General features: G+C 65.7%; 15 protein-coding genes and 1 tRNA gene. 10 read left to right on the top strand and 6 right to left on the bottom strand.

The window, feature by feature from the left end:
- Positions 1–165 precede the first annotated feature (165 nt).
- From I6A82_RS00935 to I6A82_RS00950, 4 genes are all read left to right on the top strand, one after another.
- Positions 166–1161, top strand: coding sequence for a GNAT family N-acetyltransferase (locus tag I6A82_RS00935; RefSeq protein WP_198093357.1), 996 nt, complete (start codon positions 166–168; stop codon positions 1159–1161).
- Entirely contained in the window at positions 1158–2354 is a 1197-nt protein-coding gene (locus tag I6A82_RS00940; RefSeq protein ID WP_198093358.1) for a polysaccharide deacetylase family protein, read from the top strand. Before I6A82_RS00935 ends, I6A82_RS00940 begins: the two co-directional genes overlap by 4 nt.
- On the top strand, positions 2351–3496 hold the full coding sequence (locus tag I6A82_RS00945) for a glycosyltransferase (protein ID WP_198093359.1): 1146 nt from the start codon (positions 2351–2353) through the stop codon (positions 3494–3496). The genes I6A82_RS00940 and I6A82_RS00945 overlap by 4 nt, the downstream gene beginning before the upstream one ends.
- A 65-nt stretch (positions 3497–3561) precedes the next feature.
- Positions 3562–4248, top strand: coding sequence for a hypothetical protein (locus I6A82_RS00950; RefSeq protein WP_198093360.1), 687 nt, complete (start codon positions 3562–3564; stop codon positions 4246–4248).
- A gap of 30 nt (positions 4249–4278) precedes the next feature.
- On the opposite strand, the gene I6A82_RS00955 is transcribed toward I6A82_RS00950, so the two are convergent.
- On the bottom strand, positions 4279–5064 hold the full coding sequence (locus I6A82_RS00955; protein ID WP_198093361.1) for a sugar transferase: 786 nt from the start codon (positions 5062–5064) through the stop codon (positions 4279–4281).
- Between the two features lie 277 nt (positions 5065–5341).
- Between I6A82_RS00955 and I6A82_RS00960 the strand changes: the two genes are divergently transcribed.
- The 3 genes from I6A82_RS00960 to I6A82_RS00970 are packed head-to-tail and all read left to right on the top strand — an operon-like array spanning position 5342 to position 7886.
- Positions 5342–6097 carry a hypothetical protein gene (locus tag I6A82_RS00960; protein ID WP_198093362.1) on the top strand — a complete coding sequence of 252 codons (756 nt, stop codon included), beginning with the start codon at positions 5342–5344 and terminating at the stop codon, positions 6095–6097.
- Positions 6097–7293: a M48 family metallopeptidase gene (locus I6A82_RS00965; RefSeq protein ID WP_198095428.1), complete on the top strand. Its 1197-nt coding sequence runs from the start codon at positions 6097–6099 to the stop codon at positions 7291–7293. Before I6A82_RS00960 ends, I6A82_RS00965 begins: the two co-directional genes overlap by 1 nt.
- A complete protein-coding gene (locus tag I6A82_RS00970) occupies positions 7290–7886 on the top strand; it encodes a hypothetical protein (RefSeq protein WP_198093363.1) in 597 nt (198 codons plus the stop codon). The genes I6A82_RS00965 and I6A82_RS00970 overlap by 4 nt, the downstream gene beginning before the upstream one ends.
- A 65-nt stretch (positions 7887–7951) precedes the next feature.
- Here the strand turns inward: I6A82_RS00970 and I6A82_RS00975 are convergent.
- Positions 7952–8026: transfer RNA gene (locus I6A82_RS00975), tRNA-Val, on the bottom strand.
- A gap of 72 nt (positions 8027–8098) precedes the next feature.
- Positions 8099–8887, bottom strand: coding sequence for a CAF17-like 4Fe-4S cluster assembly/insertion protein YgfZ (gene ygfZ / locus I6A82_RS00980; protein ID WP_198093364.1), 789 nt, complete (start codon positions 8885–8887; stop codon positions 8099–8101).
- Between the two features lie 115 nt (positions 8888–9002).
- Between ygfZ and pyrC the strand changes: the two genes are divergently transcribed.
- Positions 9003–10037, top strand: coding sequence for a dihydroorotase (pyrC, locus tag I6A82_RS00985; protein WP_198093365.1), 1035 nt, complete (start codon positions 9003–9005; stop codon positions 10035–10037).
- Positions 10038–10061: 24 nt separating this feature from the next.
- Here pyrC and rarD read toward each other — a convergent pair whose 3' ends face one another.
- Entirely contained in the window at positions 10062–11003 is a 942-nt protein-coding gene (gene rarD, locus I6A82_RS00990) for an EamA family transporter RarD (protein WP_198093366.1), read from the bottom strand.
- A 13-nt stretch (positions 11004–11016) separates the two neighbouring features.
- The gene (locus I6A82_RS00995; protein ID WP_198093367.1) at positions 11017–11325 is read right to left on the bottom strand and encodes a hypothetical protein; all 309 of its coding nucleotides are present in this window, start codon (positions 11323–11325) and stop codon (positions 11017–11019) included.
- A 133-nt stretch (positions 11326–11458) separates the two neighbouring features.
- Between I6A82_RS00995 and I6A82_RS01000 the strand changes: the two genes are divergently transcribed.
- Together I6A82_RS01000 and I6A82_RS01005 are read left to right on the top strand one after the other, a co-directional pair.
- Positions 11459–11884, top strand: coding sequence for a glycine zipper 2TM domain-containing protein (locus I6A82_RS01000; protein WP_198093368.1), 426 nt, complete (start codon positions 11459–11461; stop codon positions 11882–11884).
- 104 nt (positions 11885–11988) lie between these two features.
- On the top strand, positions 11989–12528 hold the full coding sequence (locus I6A82_RS01005) for a GNAT family N-acetyltransferase (protein ID WP_198093369.1): 540 nt from the start codon (positions 11989–11991) through the stop codon (positions 12526–12528).
- Positions 12529–12536: 8 nt separating this feature from the next.
- Here I6A82_RS01005 and I6A82_RS01010 read toward each other — a convergent pair whose 3' ends face one another.
- Positions 12537–13433: a DMT family transporter gene (locus tag I6A82_RS01010; protein WP_198093370.1), complete on the bottom strand. Its 897-nt coding sequence runs from the start codon at positions 13431–13433 to the stop codon at positions 12537–12539.
- Positions 13434–13522 lie beyond the last annotated feature (89 nt).

Genomic DNA, 13522 nt, shown 5'->3' on the forward strand with positions numbered 1-13522 from the left:
GTAGGGCATGCTTTCGATAAGGCAGCGGGACACCCTCATCCAAGCGCGTTCACCTTAAAGTCAGTCGCTTGTCCCCGTTTGAGGCGCTTTACCACCGAAACTTTGACAATTCGGTAGGGAAAGGTGCTTAGGATCATCTAAATTCCGTCCTCGGAGAAGCACGCCTTGTCCAAAACGCTCCAACAGTCGCCCGAGCTGGCCGCGTCGCGTGCGCCGGACTGGTGGATGGATGCGTGGCGCATGGCCTATTGCGATGAGGCGGAGGCGCGGGTTTCTGTAGCCGGCCTGCTGCTCCACGGCGCCAAGGGCGCGGCCCGTCTGCAAACACAGACGAATTTGCAATCAAGCTATCTGGATGTGGAGCCCAGCGTGAGCGATGCCGATGCGCTGGCGAAGGAGCTTTTCGCCGATCCGGCAACGGCGATGGTTTCGCTCGATTATCTGTCGGAGCATTCGCGTGCGCTTGCCATGTTGCGGAAGGTGAAGGATTTTCACCGGCTGGAGCGACGCCATGCCTCGCGCGCGCTGACGGATACGTCGCGGCCCTATGAGGAATGGCTCGCGGGCCGCCCCACCAAACGCCGCAAGCGGCTCCGCGCGCTCGATCGCGGCATGCCCGGTGCCATTGCCGCAAGCTTTACCGTCCACACCCGTGCGGACCACGCGCTGCTCGAATCGATCTTCGCACTGGAGGCGAAGGGCTGGAAGGGCCGCGGCGGCACGGCCATCAGCCAGAACCGCGCCGATCTTGTGTTCTATACCGAACTCGCGCGCGCCGCGGAGCGAGAGGGCGCGCTGCGCATCATCACAATCCATGACGGTGCGCAGCTTGTCGCCTTCGAATATGATGTCCTGCATCAGGGCCGTCTGCTCAGCGCCAAGGTGGGATATGATGAGGAATATGCCGCATTGCAGCCGGGTAGTTGGCTGGCGCTACGGACGATATGCTGGGCGTGCGCGGAACCGGATATCCGGCTGATCGATATGCTCGGTAACAGCGCGCATATCAGCGAGAACAAGGCGCGCTTCGGGGATTTGCGGGAAGATCTTTGGCGGGTTCGCCTGTACCGTCCCGGCCCGCGCGGAACGCTGCTTTATGCCTGCCACGCCGCGCGGCAGCGACTGACCGGGCTGAAAGCACGGCTGAGGCGGGCACGGTGACGCGCAAGCAGGAACGAAAGCGGCGCTTCGGTGCCGGAATCCTCGCGCTGCTGGCCGCGCTCGGCTGTCTGTGGGCGGCGAGCGCGGGCGGCGCTGCGCTGTGGTGGCTGGCCGGAGTGGCCGCAGCGCTGATCCTGATGCATAAGGCGATGATCGGGCCGCCGGGCATTGCCGTGCTCACCTATCATTCGGTCAGCCCCGATCCGGGCTGGCTCCCCTGGTCTCAGGAAACCGCCGTTTCGCCCGAAACCTTCGCCGCGCATTGCAGCATGATCGGTGCGCCGGGGCTTCTGGCGATCACGACCGACGAGCTGGTGCGCATGCGCGCCGCTGGAGAACAACCGCGCGGCGACGAGATCGTGCTGCATTTCGACGACGGCTATCTCGACAATTGGCTCTACGCCGCGCCGATCCTGGAGCGCCACGGCATTCCGGCGAGCTTCTTCGTTTCGCTGGATTTCGTGGAGCCGGGCGCGCTCATCCGCACCGCGCCGGATGCGCGCGACGTCTCCGGTTACATGAACTGGGCAGAGATCGCGGCGATGCAAAAGGTGCGCGGGCTGGAGATCGAGCCGCATGGCGTGGACCATGCCCGCATCCCGGTGAGCGAGCGCGCCATCGACAAGCTGACCGAGGCGAACTGGCGCAAACATGCCTGGCTGCAATGGCACGGCACGAGCGGCCCCAAGCATGACTGGTATCGCAGCGACGCCCCGCCCGCCGTGCCGATCGGATCGCCGGTGCCTGAATCGGGCCTCGCGCTGGCGGTGCGCGGCTGGGTGAACGGACGGCGCGAGGACGTATCCGAACTGGAAGAGCGCCTGCGCGAACAGCTGACGCTGTGCCAGACGGTGTTCGCGCAGAGGCTGGGCAAAATGCCGCGCATCTTCTGCTGGCCGGAAAACAAGGTCGGGGCCGAGGGCCGCCGCATCGCACGCGAGCTGGGATTTGCCGCCACCACCGGGGGCAAGGGCCGTAACCGCGCAGATGAGCCGGTGGACGTCATCTCCCGCCTGCACATGGGGGACCGCGCGCTGGGATTCCGCTGGCTGGCCGCCGAGCGGCTGCATTTCCGCGCCGCGGTGCGCCTCGCCCAAGGCAATCATTATCATTACGCGCTGATCGCGCCGATGAACCTGTGCCGCAAGCTGGTCTTCGCCTGGCGCAAGCGCTTCGGCAAACCTTTCGCATGATCGCGGGGCTGGCCTGGGCGCTGATCGCGCTGATTGCGATCACCTTTGCGGGCTATCCGCTCGCGGTGCTAGCTCTTTCCCGCTTCGCTTCGGCAAGGCCCTGGCACCGGCTCGGCGCCGTGCCCGCCCATGTACCCGATATCGCAGTCCTGATCTGCGCCTATAATGAGGCCGCGCATCTGGGCGCGAAGCTGGAAAGCGTGCTTGCCGAAACCGCGCGCTGGCCCGGCAAAGCGGCGATCTGGGTGGCCGACGACGGATCGAGCGATGCCACCGCCGCCATCGCCGAAGGGTTCGGCGTGCATGTGCTGCGCCTGCCGCGCGGCGGCAAGGCGGCGGCGCTGAACGTGCTCAGCGCGCGCGTGGAGGGCGACATCCTCGTGCTGAGCGATGCCGATCCGCTGCTCGCCCCTGGCAGCCTCAACGCCTTGATCGCACCGTTCGACGATCCGCGCATCGGCGCAGTGGCGGGCGAGGTCGAAAGCGCGAAGGGCGCAGGCGGCGGGCGGTTCGACCGGCTCTACCGCGCCTATGAAAGCGGCCTGCGCGAAGCAGAGGACCGGTTGTTCGGCTGCGTTTCCGCCGATGGCGGCCTGCTCGCCATCCGCCGCGATCTGATGCCGCATGTTCCGCCCGACGGCACCGACGATTTCCACATCAGCACCGCCGCCGTCGCCGCGGGCAAGCGTATCGCCTTTGCCCGTCATGCCGTGGCGATCGAGCAGCCGATTGCGGGCGGCAGGAAAACCATGCGGCGGCGCGTGCGCATTACCGTGCGCGGCCTCACTGCGCTGTGGCGGCGGCGCGGGCTGATGAACCCGGCGCGCACCGGCGGCTATGCGCTCGGCCTGTTCTTCCACAAATTCGCGCGCCGCTTCGCGCCCGTGCTCGTCCTGCCGCTGGCTTTGTGCGCCTTCGCGCTCGCGCTCACGGGCAGCGCATTCTGGACGCTTGTCAGCCTCGCCATCCTGGCCGCCGCGGCCCTCGGCCTCGTCGGCTGGTTCGCCGAGCGACGCCTGCCCAAAGTCCTTCGCATTCCCTATCTGCTGGGCCTGCATCTGACCGGACTGATCGCGGGCGTGGCGCTGTTCTGCTGGGGCACGCGTTATGCGCAATGGACCCCGCAAAAAAGCCTCTCATGATCCTACGAGCCGCCCTGCCTTTGCTCGCATGCGCTATAGTCGGCTGTTCCTCGCCCGAGCCTGATATGTCCGGCTGGACCGCCGAGGCGGCCGAACGCCCGCGCCCGCTCGCTCTCGCCGACGATTTCGACGAAGCGCTGTGCACCGGCGATTGTCCCGGCGCGGTATGGTATTTCCGGCAGGAGGTGGAGGGCCGGCTCTCTGTGGTGCCCGATCCGCGCGCGCGCGGCGGCCTGCTGCTGGCAGAGGCAGGGCCGCGCACGGGCCGCGTCCCGAAGGCGGCGCTGGTGGCGCGCTTCCCGCGCATCGGCGACGGCCAGAAACTCGCGATCGCATTCGATGTCATGATCCCGCGCGGCAAACCGCTGAATTCGGTTCATCTGCTCGATCTGGAATGCGCGGACTGCGGCATGAGCGGCAATCCCGGCATTCGCCTTTATCTGCGCCGGGGCCGCCTGCGGATCGACCGCGCCAAGATCGGCATCGAGCATGCCTGGACCGATGACGCCGCACCGCAATTGGAGGCGGGCCGCTTGTACCGGATCGAAGCGCTGGTCGATCTGGCACCCGATGATCGCGGCGGCGCGCGGGTGCTGCTCGATGGCAGGCCGGTGCTGGAGGCGCGCGGACGCACGCTGCTGCCGCGGCGCGATGCGGGGATCGACCGCATTCAGCTCGGCATTACGGCGACGAGCAACGATGTGCCTGCAGCAGCCCTGTTCGATAATTTCAGCGCGCGGACGCTGCGCTAATGCCGCGCGTTTCGCCCGCCGATATGCGCTTCAATGCGCGCCGTCGCCGCGCCGCACCGCGCCGACCGTGCGGAACATCAGCCGCGTATCGTTGGCGAAGGACATGGAGCGGATATAGTCCACGTCCAGCTCGGTCCGCTCGTCGAAATCCACATTCGCACGGCCCGAAACCTGCCACAGCCCGGTGATGCCGGGGCGCGCGGCGAGGCGCGGCAGATGGTGCATCTTGTACGTGCCGACATCGAAGGAGGTCGGCCGCGGCCCGACCAGCGCCATCTCCCCGCGCAGTACGTTGATGAGGTTCGGCAGTTCATCGATGCTGGTCTTGCGCAGAAACTTGCCGACGCGGGTGATGCGCGGATCTTCGATCAGTTTGAAATCGGGCGAGTCGGCTGCATGATGGTTCTGCGCGCGAAGCGATGCCTTCAGCGCCTCCGCTTCAGGCACCATGGTGCGAAACTTCACCAGCCGGAACGGGCGGCCGAGATAGCCAGTGCGATTCTGGCGGAAGAAGATGGGGCCCTTGCCGTCCAGCCGGATCGCGATCGCCGCCGCCAGGAAGACCGGAGCCAGAAACACCAGCAGCATAGCAGCCACAAATCGCTCGACCACCGGCTTCACACGGCGCGCATAGAAAGCCTGCCGATATTCCAGCGGCAGCGGAACGCCGCGCATGTCGCATTCGAAGCGCACGCGGCGTTGCCAATCCTGCCGGCGCTCCGCCTGGGGCCGAGCCGTCGTAACCGCCGGTTTGCCGGCAGCTACGCTCTCCAGTTCCTGAATTTCCAGGCCGATTCCGTGACCAAATCCGTGCATGACACTGCCCCGCTTCTGACTGGAGCGACTACGCTGCCGACCCTCGTCGCGGCTTCACTTATGATTAAAAATGTCTTTAGAGAAGGGCGCGGCGGACACCGTTTTAGTCCTGCCCCGTAATGCGACAACCGCGCGCCCCCACGTTAACCTGCCCTGCCGACAGCTTTTCCCCGTCAGGCAGTTGCCGCTCGCACTTTACTATTGCCAAGGGGCCGCGAAGCGATAGATATTTGCGCTCTGCTGTCCGGGGGGACAGCATTGGGGGAAATCGAAAAAGATGATGTTCATACGTCGCATAGCCTTGGCGATCTGTCTTGCGCTGTCGCTCAGCGTGCCCGCCATGGCGCAGGAGCGCTCGGCAACCAGGCAAGGGTTCGAACTGGCGCCCGGCGAGGGCAAGAAGATCCTCGTCTTCCGCCCCGCCGTCAGCGTTGGCGGCCAATCCACCGCCGGAATGTTCGAACCCAATGGCGAATGGACCGAAGCCGCGCGGCGTAACATCGAAGCATCGCTCGCGCGGCTCCAGGCGCAGCTTGGGAACGAAGTGATCGCGGCGCCCGAAGCTTATGGCGAGGATGCGCAGAACCTGCAGGAACATATGGCGTTGTTTGCCGCGGTGTCTCAGGCGGTGATCGAATATCAGTTCTTCGTCGGCAACCGCCTGCCCACGAAGAAGAAGGACAACAAAGAGGACGTGTTCGACTGGTCGCTCGGCAGCGGCGTGGCCGACCTTCCCGGCGCGAAGGATGCCGATTACGGCCTCTTCATCTGGAACCGCGATGCCTATGGCTCTACCGGGCGCAAGGTACTGCAGGTGCTGGCGCTGCTCGGCCCCGGCGTCGCCGTGAAATCGGGCGAGCATCGGGGCTATGCCGGCCTGGTCGATCTGAAGACCGGCGATCTTCTCTGGCTGAACGCCGACGGTGCGATGGGCGGCGATGTGCGAAAGGAAGACGGCTCCGACAAGCGCGTGCGCCAGCTGCTGGAGGATTTTCCGGGCAGCAGCATCGCTGCCGAGGAACCGGCCGCGTGATGCGCCAATGGCTTGGCGGCGTGCTGGGCGCGCTTGCCATCGCCCAGCCGCTATCCGCTGAGGAAAGCCCGCTGCCGCCGCCCTATGAGGGCGTCTACCAGCCGCAAGGGGTGGATGAGATCGGTTTTTGGCGGGAGGATGACGAAAGCGAGCGTGCCCTTGCCGCCTCCCCGCTCATTATCCGCGATGCGGCGCTCAACAGCTATGTCAAAGGCGTGCTGTGCGAAACGGTCGGCCAGGATCGCTGCAACGCCGTGCGCGTCTATATCCTGCGCGAGCCGACCTTCAACGCCAGCATGTCGCCTAACGGCACCATGCGCGTGTTCAGCGGCCTGTTCCTGCGGGTGCGCAGCGAAGCGGAGCTGGGCGCGGTGCTGGGGCATGAGTTCGGCCATTTCGAACGCCGCCACTCGCTCGCGGGGTTCCGCCGGGCACGCAGCGGGACGGATCTTCTCGCCTGGACGTCGCTGCTCGTCAGCATGGCACCCAGCTATGGCGCGGCGAGCAGCCAGCGGAGCCTGGAGATGGCGGTCTACGGCCAGATCTTTCGCCACGGCCGCGATCAGGAGCGCGAGGCGGACCGGCTTGGCGTGAGCTATCTGAATCAGGGACGGCTCAGACCGCAAGCCGCCTCAGAGGTTTGGAAGACCGTCATGACCGAAGCTGAATCCTCGGCGCGGTCGCGCGGCCTCAAGAAACCGAATTTCAAGGCCATTGCCTTCTTCGCCTCGCACCCGCCCGAGGCCGAGCGCGCCGACAATCTCGCGGCGCTGGCAGTCCCGGACGGCGCCGCGCGGGACGACGGCGCGTTGCGCTACCGCGAAGCGCTGGCACCCTTCATGCCGCAATTCCTGGACGATCAGATCAAGCTGAACGATTTCGGTGCCAGCGATTTCCTGATCGAGAACATGGCCGAAAGCGGCGGCTGGTCTGCTCCGCTCTGGTTCTCCCGCGGCGAACTGTATCGCCTGCGCGGCGCGCAGCGCGATTTCGTCAACGCCGCAGATTTCTACGCCCGGGCCATCGCGCTAGACCCTTCCCTGGCGGAGGCGCATCGCGGCCTCGGCCTTGCCCTGTTCAAAACCGGGCGGCGCGAGGAAGGCATGACGGCGCTGAAAGAGTATCTCAACCTGAAGCCCGAAGCCTCCGACGCGAAGATGATCGCGCTCATGCTGCCCCAGGACACCGAATCATGACCCCTTCCCTGCCCGCCAAATGGACCCTCGCAGCCACCGCGCTGCTGCTCGCCGCCGCGCCCCTTTCCGCGCATAAGCTGCGCGAAAGTGGCGCGAGCGTGACCGTAGCCAATTCGGCGATGACGGTGACGCCCGCGCGCGACTGGAACAGGCTGAGCGGATCGCCGGGCAAATTTGCTGAAAGCTGGACGCTGAATGGCGAGCAGCTGGACGACCTTACCTTTTACGGCGGCATCAAACCGGGCCAGCCACTGGTGAAGGAGCGCAGCAAGAAGCGCGATCCGCTACCCAAGTTCAAGAAGAGCACACTCCTGATCGAAGTGCCCGAGCTGCTCGAAGGGACCTATCGGACGTACAAGACGCTTGGCGCCTTTCAATTGCTCTCGGCCGAGCCGGCCCCGTTCCTGGGCAAAGACGGCGTGCGGTTCACCTACGAATATACCGATGATGACGGCCTCACCCGCAAGGGAGAAGCGCGCGCCGCGATTGTCGACGGCCAGCTTTACATGGCCACCTTCGATGCGCCCCGCCTGCATTATTTCGATCGCTCGATCGAGGACGCCCGCGCGATCATGGACAGCGCCAAGCTGTAAGCTACGGTAATTTCGGTAGGATTATCGGCTGGAGCAATCCCCCGGATCGCTCACGATTGCCGAAATGGTGGGCGCGGCAAGGATTGAACTTGCGACCCCACCCGTGTGAAGGGTGTGCTCTACCACTGAGCTACGCGCCCGGATCGGCGATCCGAAGGGCGCGCCAATGCCAGAGAGCGCGCGGGATTGCAAGCGCGTGGTTGAAGCGCCGCTCAGGAAAGCGGTGCGCCGTCGGCGACCTTGGGGTCCATCGCCTCGATGCCGGCGCGCTGCCAGTCCGGAAGGTCCAGCGTTTCCATGTCCTCCACCCGGCGATGTTCCACCGAGTAACCGAGTTCCGGATAAGCGATACGCTGGCGCTTCTCGTCCGCCTGATCCAGCGGCACCACGGCCAGTCGACGGTTGACCTTCTGCCGCCAGTTCATGCGCGCGGTGTTTTCCTGCCCGACATAGCAGCCCTTGTCGAACGCGACGCCGTTCAGCTCGATCGCGTTGCATTCCAGCCATAAGGTGGCGTCCTGGCCCAGCTCCGCCTCACCCTCGGTGACGCCATGCGCCAGCCGGTGCGCCCGCCAATCGGCGGAAACGTCCGCATCGTCATCGGCAATAGGCGCGATCCAGCGGCGGCCGAGTTCGCGGAGGCGCGGATCGAGGCTGCCTTCGCCGCCATCGGCGCTCCAGAATACGCCCCGGTCCTCGTCCCGTTCGAACCCGATCTTGCGCCGCAGGCGGTAGATCGAGAGGCGGAGGATCAGGCCGTCGGCATGGGCTGCCTCACAATCGATCAGCACGTCGTCGCCCTCCGCCCAAAGCAGGAAATCGAACAGCACCTTGCCCTGCGCGGTGAGCAATGCTGCCCATATCGGGCCGTCTGCGGCATCGGGCTCCAGCCGCCGCGTGTCGTTGGTGACGAGGCCCTGCAGGAAGCCGCGTACATCCTCCTGTCCGTCGGTGGCGGAAACGCGGATGAGCGAGCGGTCGAAAAGTCTTGGGGAAGCCATGGGCCTTAGGTAGGCACGCTCGACCTTGAAACAAACCCGTGAGTGCCGAGCTTGTCGAAGCACGGCTCTCCGGCGAGAAACGTCCTTCGACAGGCGTAAGGCTTACGGAACCAGAATGGCTGATAGCAAAAATTTCCTCACCATCCGCCGCCCGGACGACTGGCACCTCCATCTGCGCGACGGAGACATGCTGCAAGCGGTGGTGCCTTACACCGCGCGCCAGTTCGGCCGCGCGATCGTGATGCCGAACCTCTCACCTCCCATCAACAGCGTGGCCGCGGCGGAGAGCTATCGCAACCGCATACGCCTGGCGCTGCCCGAGGGCGCGGATTTCGAACCGTTGATGACCGCCTATCTAACCGACGAGATTGCGCCCGACGAGATCGAGCGCGGGCACGCGAAAGGCGTGTTTACCGCGGCCAAGCTGTATCCGGCCGGCGCCACCACCAACAGCGCGGCAGGCGTCACCGATATCGCGAACATCCGCCCCGTGCTGGAGCGGATGGAGCGCATCGGCATGGTGCTGTGCATCCATGGCGAGGTAACCGATGGTGATGTCGATATCTTCGACCGCGAGGCGGTGTTCATCGAGCGCACGCTGCAGCCGCTAACCCGCGATTTTCCGGCGCTGAAGATCGTGCTGGAACATATCACCAGCGCGGACGCGGTGCAGTTCGTGGAAAGCGCGGGCGATATGGTGGCGGCGACGATCACGCCGCATCACTGCATCATCAACCGCAACGCCTTGTTCAAGGGCGGCATCAACCCGCACGCTTATTGCCTGCCGGTGGCCAAGCGCGAGCGGCACCGGGCAGCGGTGCGCGCGGCGGCCACCTCCGGATCGGCGAAATTCTTCCTGGGCACCGACAGCGCGCCGCATGCGCGCCACGCCAAGGAAAGCGCCTGCGGATGTGCGGGCATTTTCAACGCGCCTTATGCACTGGAAAGCTATGCGCGCGTGTTCGATGAGGATGGCGCGCTGTACCGGCTGGAAGCCTTCGCCAGCGAAAACGGCCCGCGTTTCTACGGACTGCCGCTGAACGAGGGCACGGTGACACTTCGCCGCGAGGCACAGAGCGTGCCGGATCAGCTGGAGGGCGAACTGGTGCCGTTCCTGGCGGGCGAAACGCTGGAGTGGCGGTTGGACTGAACCGGCTGGCTCAGATCGCCAGTCCTAGATCGCTAACCCGCGCCGCGCCCGGCGAAAGCTGTCGACCGAGAAGATGACGAGCGCCGCCCAGATTAGCGCGAAGCAGGCAAGGCGCGGTGTGGTGAGCGGCTCGTCATAGAGGAACACGCCGAGCGCGAACTGGATGGTCGGCCCGATATAGCTGATGAAGCCCAAGGTGGTGAGGCGCATGCGCCGCGCCGCGCCTGCGAACAGCAACAACGGAAAGGCGGTGACCGCGCCGCCCGCGATGAGGAACAGATCGGTCCGCAGCGAGCTGCCGAAACCGCCCGCCCCGCCATAGAGCCAGAACCAGACCACCGCGCCCAGCGCCACCGGAGACAGGATCACCGTTTCCGCCGCAAGGCCCGGCATCGATCCGACCGGCGCGAGCTTGCGCACCAGGCCGTAGCTGCCGAAGCTGACCGCCAGCGCCAGGCTGACCCACAGGGTCTCCAGCGCGCCGGCTGCCAGAATGGCCACGCCGATGAAGGCCAGAACGACCGAGACCGCGGTGGCCTTCGTCATCCCCTCCTTCAAAAAGAAATAGCCGAGCAGGACATTGAGCAACGGCGTGAGATAATAGCCGAGGCTGGCCGCCAGAATGTGATCGGAGAAGACGGCAAAGACGTAGATCAGCCAGTTGGCCGCGATCAGCGAGCTGGACAGCAGCATCAGCCAGCGCGTCTTGGGCGTCTTCAGCACGCCCCAGAAGACGGCAAGCTGCTTGCGGAAGGCAAGGATCGCCAGCAGCAGCGGCACCGACCAGATGACGCGGTGCGCCACCACCTCCACCGCGGGCACCGTGGTCAGCTGTTTGAAGAACACGGGCATGAAGCCCCAGATCACATAGGCGCCGAGCCCTTGAATAAGGCCATTGCCCTGCTCGGCCGGCGGCACATCGGCGCGGGCCGCCTCTACCGGGGCGGCAGGTGGATCGTCGCTCATACCGCGGGACCGCTCAGAAGGTGATCAGCAGCCTGAGGAAGCAGAGCACGAATACCAGGATGCAGAAGTTCCGCCCGCTCTTGCGGCGCGAAAAGGTCCCGATGACGATACCGATGAGCGGCAGCGGCAGCAGGATCAGCGCCAGCAGCCAGCCCACGATCGGCAGGACCGAGGGGATGGCGATGACCGCCGAGACGATGCCGATGGCCCATGCGATGATGTTTCCCATGCCCCAGCCCTGCCGATCCGTATCGAAGCTGGCAAGCGGTTTCTGGGGTCGAGTCGGACGCTTCCGCAGACGCGGTTGAAAGCCGCCGTTCATCCCCGCGGCATTTCGTCGATGGCCCGGAACGCTTGGGCTTGTCGTCAAATGTTCAGGAAACCGCGGCTAAACATGAACTGTTCTGACAAGAAATGGTCGCCTCACCCGGACGGCCCCAGCAAGGAGATAGAGGATGAAAACAGCAATTCTTGCCGCAGCCGCCGCGCTGACCATGGCCGTCCCCGCGCCCGATCTGGGCCCGGTTACCCAGGGTGCCGCACTGCATGCCGATCAGGGCCGCCATCTCGGCCACTACAAGAAGCATCGCAAATGGCAGCGCGAGCGCGCCCGCGAACAGCGCCGTTATTACGCCCAGCAGGACCGCGCCTATGAGCGTCAGCTGAGCCGCAACGATCGCATCTGGCGCGGCGACGATGGCCGTTATCGCTGCCGCCGCGACGACGGCACCGCAGGTCTCGTCATCGGCGGCGCGCTGGGCGCGATTGCCGGCTCCGAAGTCGCGGGCAGGCAGAACCGCACCATCGGCGCGATTATCGGCGCAGTGGGCGGCGGCCTTCTGGGCCGCCAGATCGACCGCGGGGGCTTGCGCTGCCGCTGATATAAGCAGACGTCACGCGAAAGGGCGCTCCCATATTGGGGGCGCCCTTTTTCGCGCATGCAATCCGGTCTATAGCTGGTCCTTTCCCACGAAAGGCGCTGCCCATGTTGAACGGTCCCCTGCTCGTCACCCAGCGGCTGATCCTGCGCCCGCCCGCAGCGGAAGATTTCGAAGCGGTCGTCGGTTTTTATTCCGAGCCCGAGACGATGGAGCATCTGGGCGGGGTGAAGCCGCGTTCCGAGGTGTGGCGCGCCTGGTGCTGCATGGCGGGCAGCTGGCATATCAATGGCTTTGGCATGTTCTCCCTGATCGAGCGCGCCACCGGCCGCTGGATCGGCCGCGCGGGCCCCTGGCGCCCCGCCGATTGGCCGGTCGACGAGGTAGGCTGGGGCGTCGCGCGCGATTTCGCAGGACAGGGCTATGCGCGCGAGGCCGCGGTGGCGGCGATCGATTATGCCTTCGACGTGCTCGGCTGGGACGCGGTGCACCATGTCATCGCGCCGAAAAACGCGGCTTCGATCAAGCTTGCCGAAAGGCTCGGATCGCGCCTCGAAGGCCCGACGCGCATGCCCGCGCCCTTTGGCGACAAGGAGGTGCAGAGCTGGGGTCAGACCCGCGAGGAATGGCGCGCGCGCAAAAACTAGACGCCGCCTCAGACCGCGTCGATCTCCACCGTCTGCACCAGCTTCGGCTTTGCGCGCGCCGCGATGAGGCTGCCGGTGACGATCAGCACCGCGCCGGCCAGCACCGGCCAGCCGGGCTTTTCCGCGAAGAACAGCCAGCCGAACAGGCTCGCCCACAGAAACGCGGTATATTCCACCGGGATCAGTACCTGCGCCTCGGCCCGCGCATAGGCCCAGCTGAGCAGCAGCAGCGACACCGAGGATAGCGCCGCCGCGCCCAGGATCGCGGGCCAAGCCGCTGCATCCGGAACGGAGGCGAGCCATGGCGCGGCGAGTGTATAATAGCCCGCGATTAGCGCGCCCATCACGAACGCGATCTCCATCGGCCCGGCAATCTGCGCCTGCCGCCGCGCGAGGATGAGGTTGTAGGCGAACAGGCAGGCCGAAAAGAGCGCCGCCGCCGCGCCCAGCAGCGCATCCGCATCATAATCTCCGCTCAGCCGTCCGCCGACGATCACCGCCACGCCCAGAAGGCCCAGTGCGGATGCGATGATCGCGCTGCGCCCTATCGTCTCGCCCAACAGCAAGGCCGCTAGGTACAGCGCTATCACCGGGGCGATGAAGCTGAGCGCGATCGCCTCCGCCAGAGGCAGGCGCCCCAGCGCCCAAAAGAAACTGAGTGCCATGGGCAGGAGGACGAGCGAGCGGCGCAGATGCAGCCGCATCGCCGCGCGCGTGGGCCGCTGTCGGCGGCGCAGGATTAGGTATAGCGGCAACAGCATCGCCAGCGCGGCGAGCGAGCGCCATAACATCGCATCGTACACACCGATGGTCAGCACCAGCTGCTTCATCAGCGCGTCCATCAGCGAAAAGCAGCCGATACCAAGGCAGGCGGCGAGAAAGGGCAGGATCGGACGCTCGGCCATGATGGGCGCTATCGGTTGGCGGACGGGGTGTGTCTACAGCAATGCTGCTCGATCCGTTCGCCCTGAGCTCGAAAGGGGGTCGGGAAGGA

The organism is Novosphingopyxis sp. YJ-S2-01, from assembly GCF_016093175.1.
In the GTDB taxonomy this organism is placed as follows: Bacteria; Pseudomonadota; Alphaproteobacteria; order Sphingomonadales; family Sphingomonadaceae; genus Novosphingopyxis; species Novosphingopyxis iocasae.

Excerpts from the sequence above, each read along its gene's own strand:
- I6A82_RS00945 (WP_198093359.1), top strand. The coding sequence starts at position 2,351 with ATGATCGCGGGGCTGGCCTGGGCGCTGATCGCGCTGATTGCGATCACC.
- I6A82_RS00950 (WP_198093360.1), top strand. The coding sequence starts at position 3,562 with ATGTCCGGCTGGACCGCCGAGGCGGCCGAACGCCCGCGCCCGCTCGCT.
- I6A82_RS00955 (WP_198093361.1), bottom strand. The coding sequence starts at position 5,064 with ATGCACGGATTTGGTCACGGAATCGGCCTGGAAATTCAGGAACTGGAG.
- I6A82_RS00960 (WP_198093362.1), top strand. The coding sequence starts at position 5,342 with ATGATGTTCATACGTCGCATAGCCTTGGCGATCTGTCTTGCGCTGTCG.
- I6A82_RS00965 (WP_198095428.1), top strand. The coding sequence starts at position 6,097 with ATGCGCCAATGGCTTGGCGGCGTGCTGGGCGCGCTTGCCATCGCCCAG.
- I6A82_RS00970 (WP_198093363.1), top strand. The coding sequence starts at position 7,290 with ATGACCCCTTCCCTGCCCGCCAAATGGACCCTCGCAGCCACCGCGCTG.
- ygfZ (WP_198093364.1), bottom strand. The coding sequence starts at position 8,887 with ATGGCTTCCCCAAGACTTTTCGACCGCTCGCTCATCCGCGTTTCCGCC.
- pyrC (WP_198093365.1), top strand. The coding sequence starts at position 9,003 with ATGGCTGATAGCAAAAATTTCCTCACCATCCGCCGCCCGGACGACTGG.
- rarD (WP_198093366.1), bottom strand. The coding sequence starts at position 11,003 with ATGAGCGACGATCCACCTGCCGCCCCGGTAGAGGCGGCCCGCGCCGAT.
- I6A82_RS00995 (WP_198093367.1), bottom strand. The coding sequence starts at position 11,325 with ATGAACGGCGGCTTTCAACCGCGTCTGCGGAAGCGTCCGACTCGACCC.
- I6A82_RS01000 (WP_198093368.1), top strand. The coding sequence starts at position 11,459 with ATGAAAACAGCAATTCTTGCCGCAGCCGCCGCGCTGACCATGGCCGTC.
- I6A82_RS01005 (WP_198093369.1), top strand. The coding sequence starts at position 11,989 with ATGTTGAACGGTCCCCTGCTCGTCACCCAGCGGCTGATCCTGCGCCCG.
- I6A82_RS01010 (WP_198093370.1), bottom strand. The coding sequence starts at position 13,433 with ATGGCCGAGCGTCCGATCCTGCCCTTTCTCGCCGCCTGCCTTGGTATC.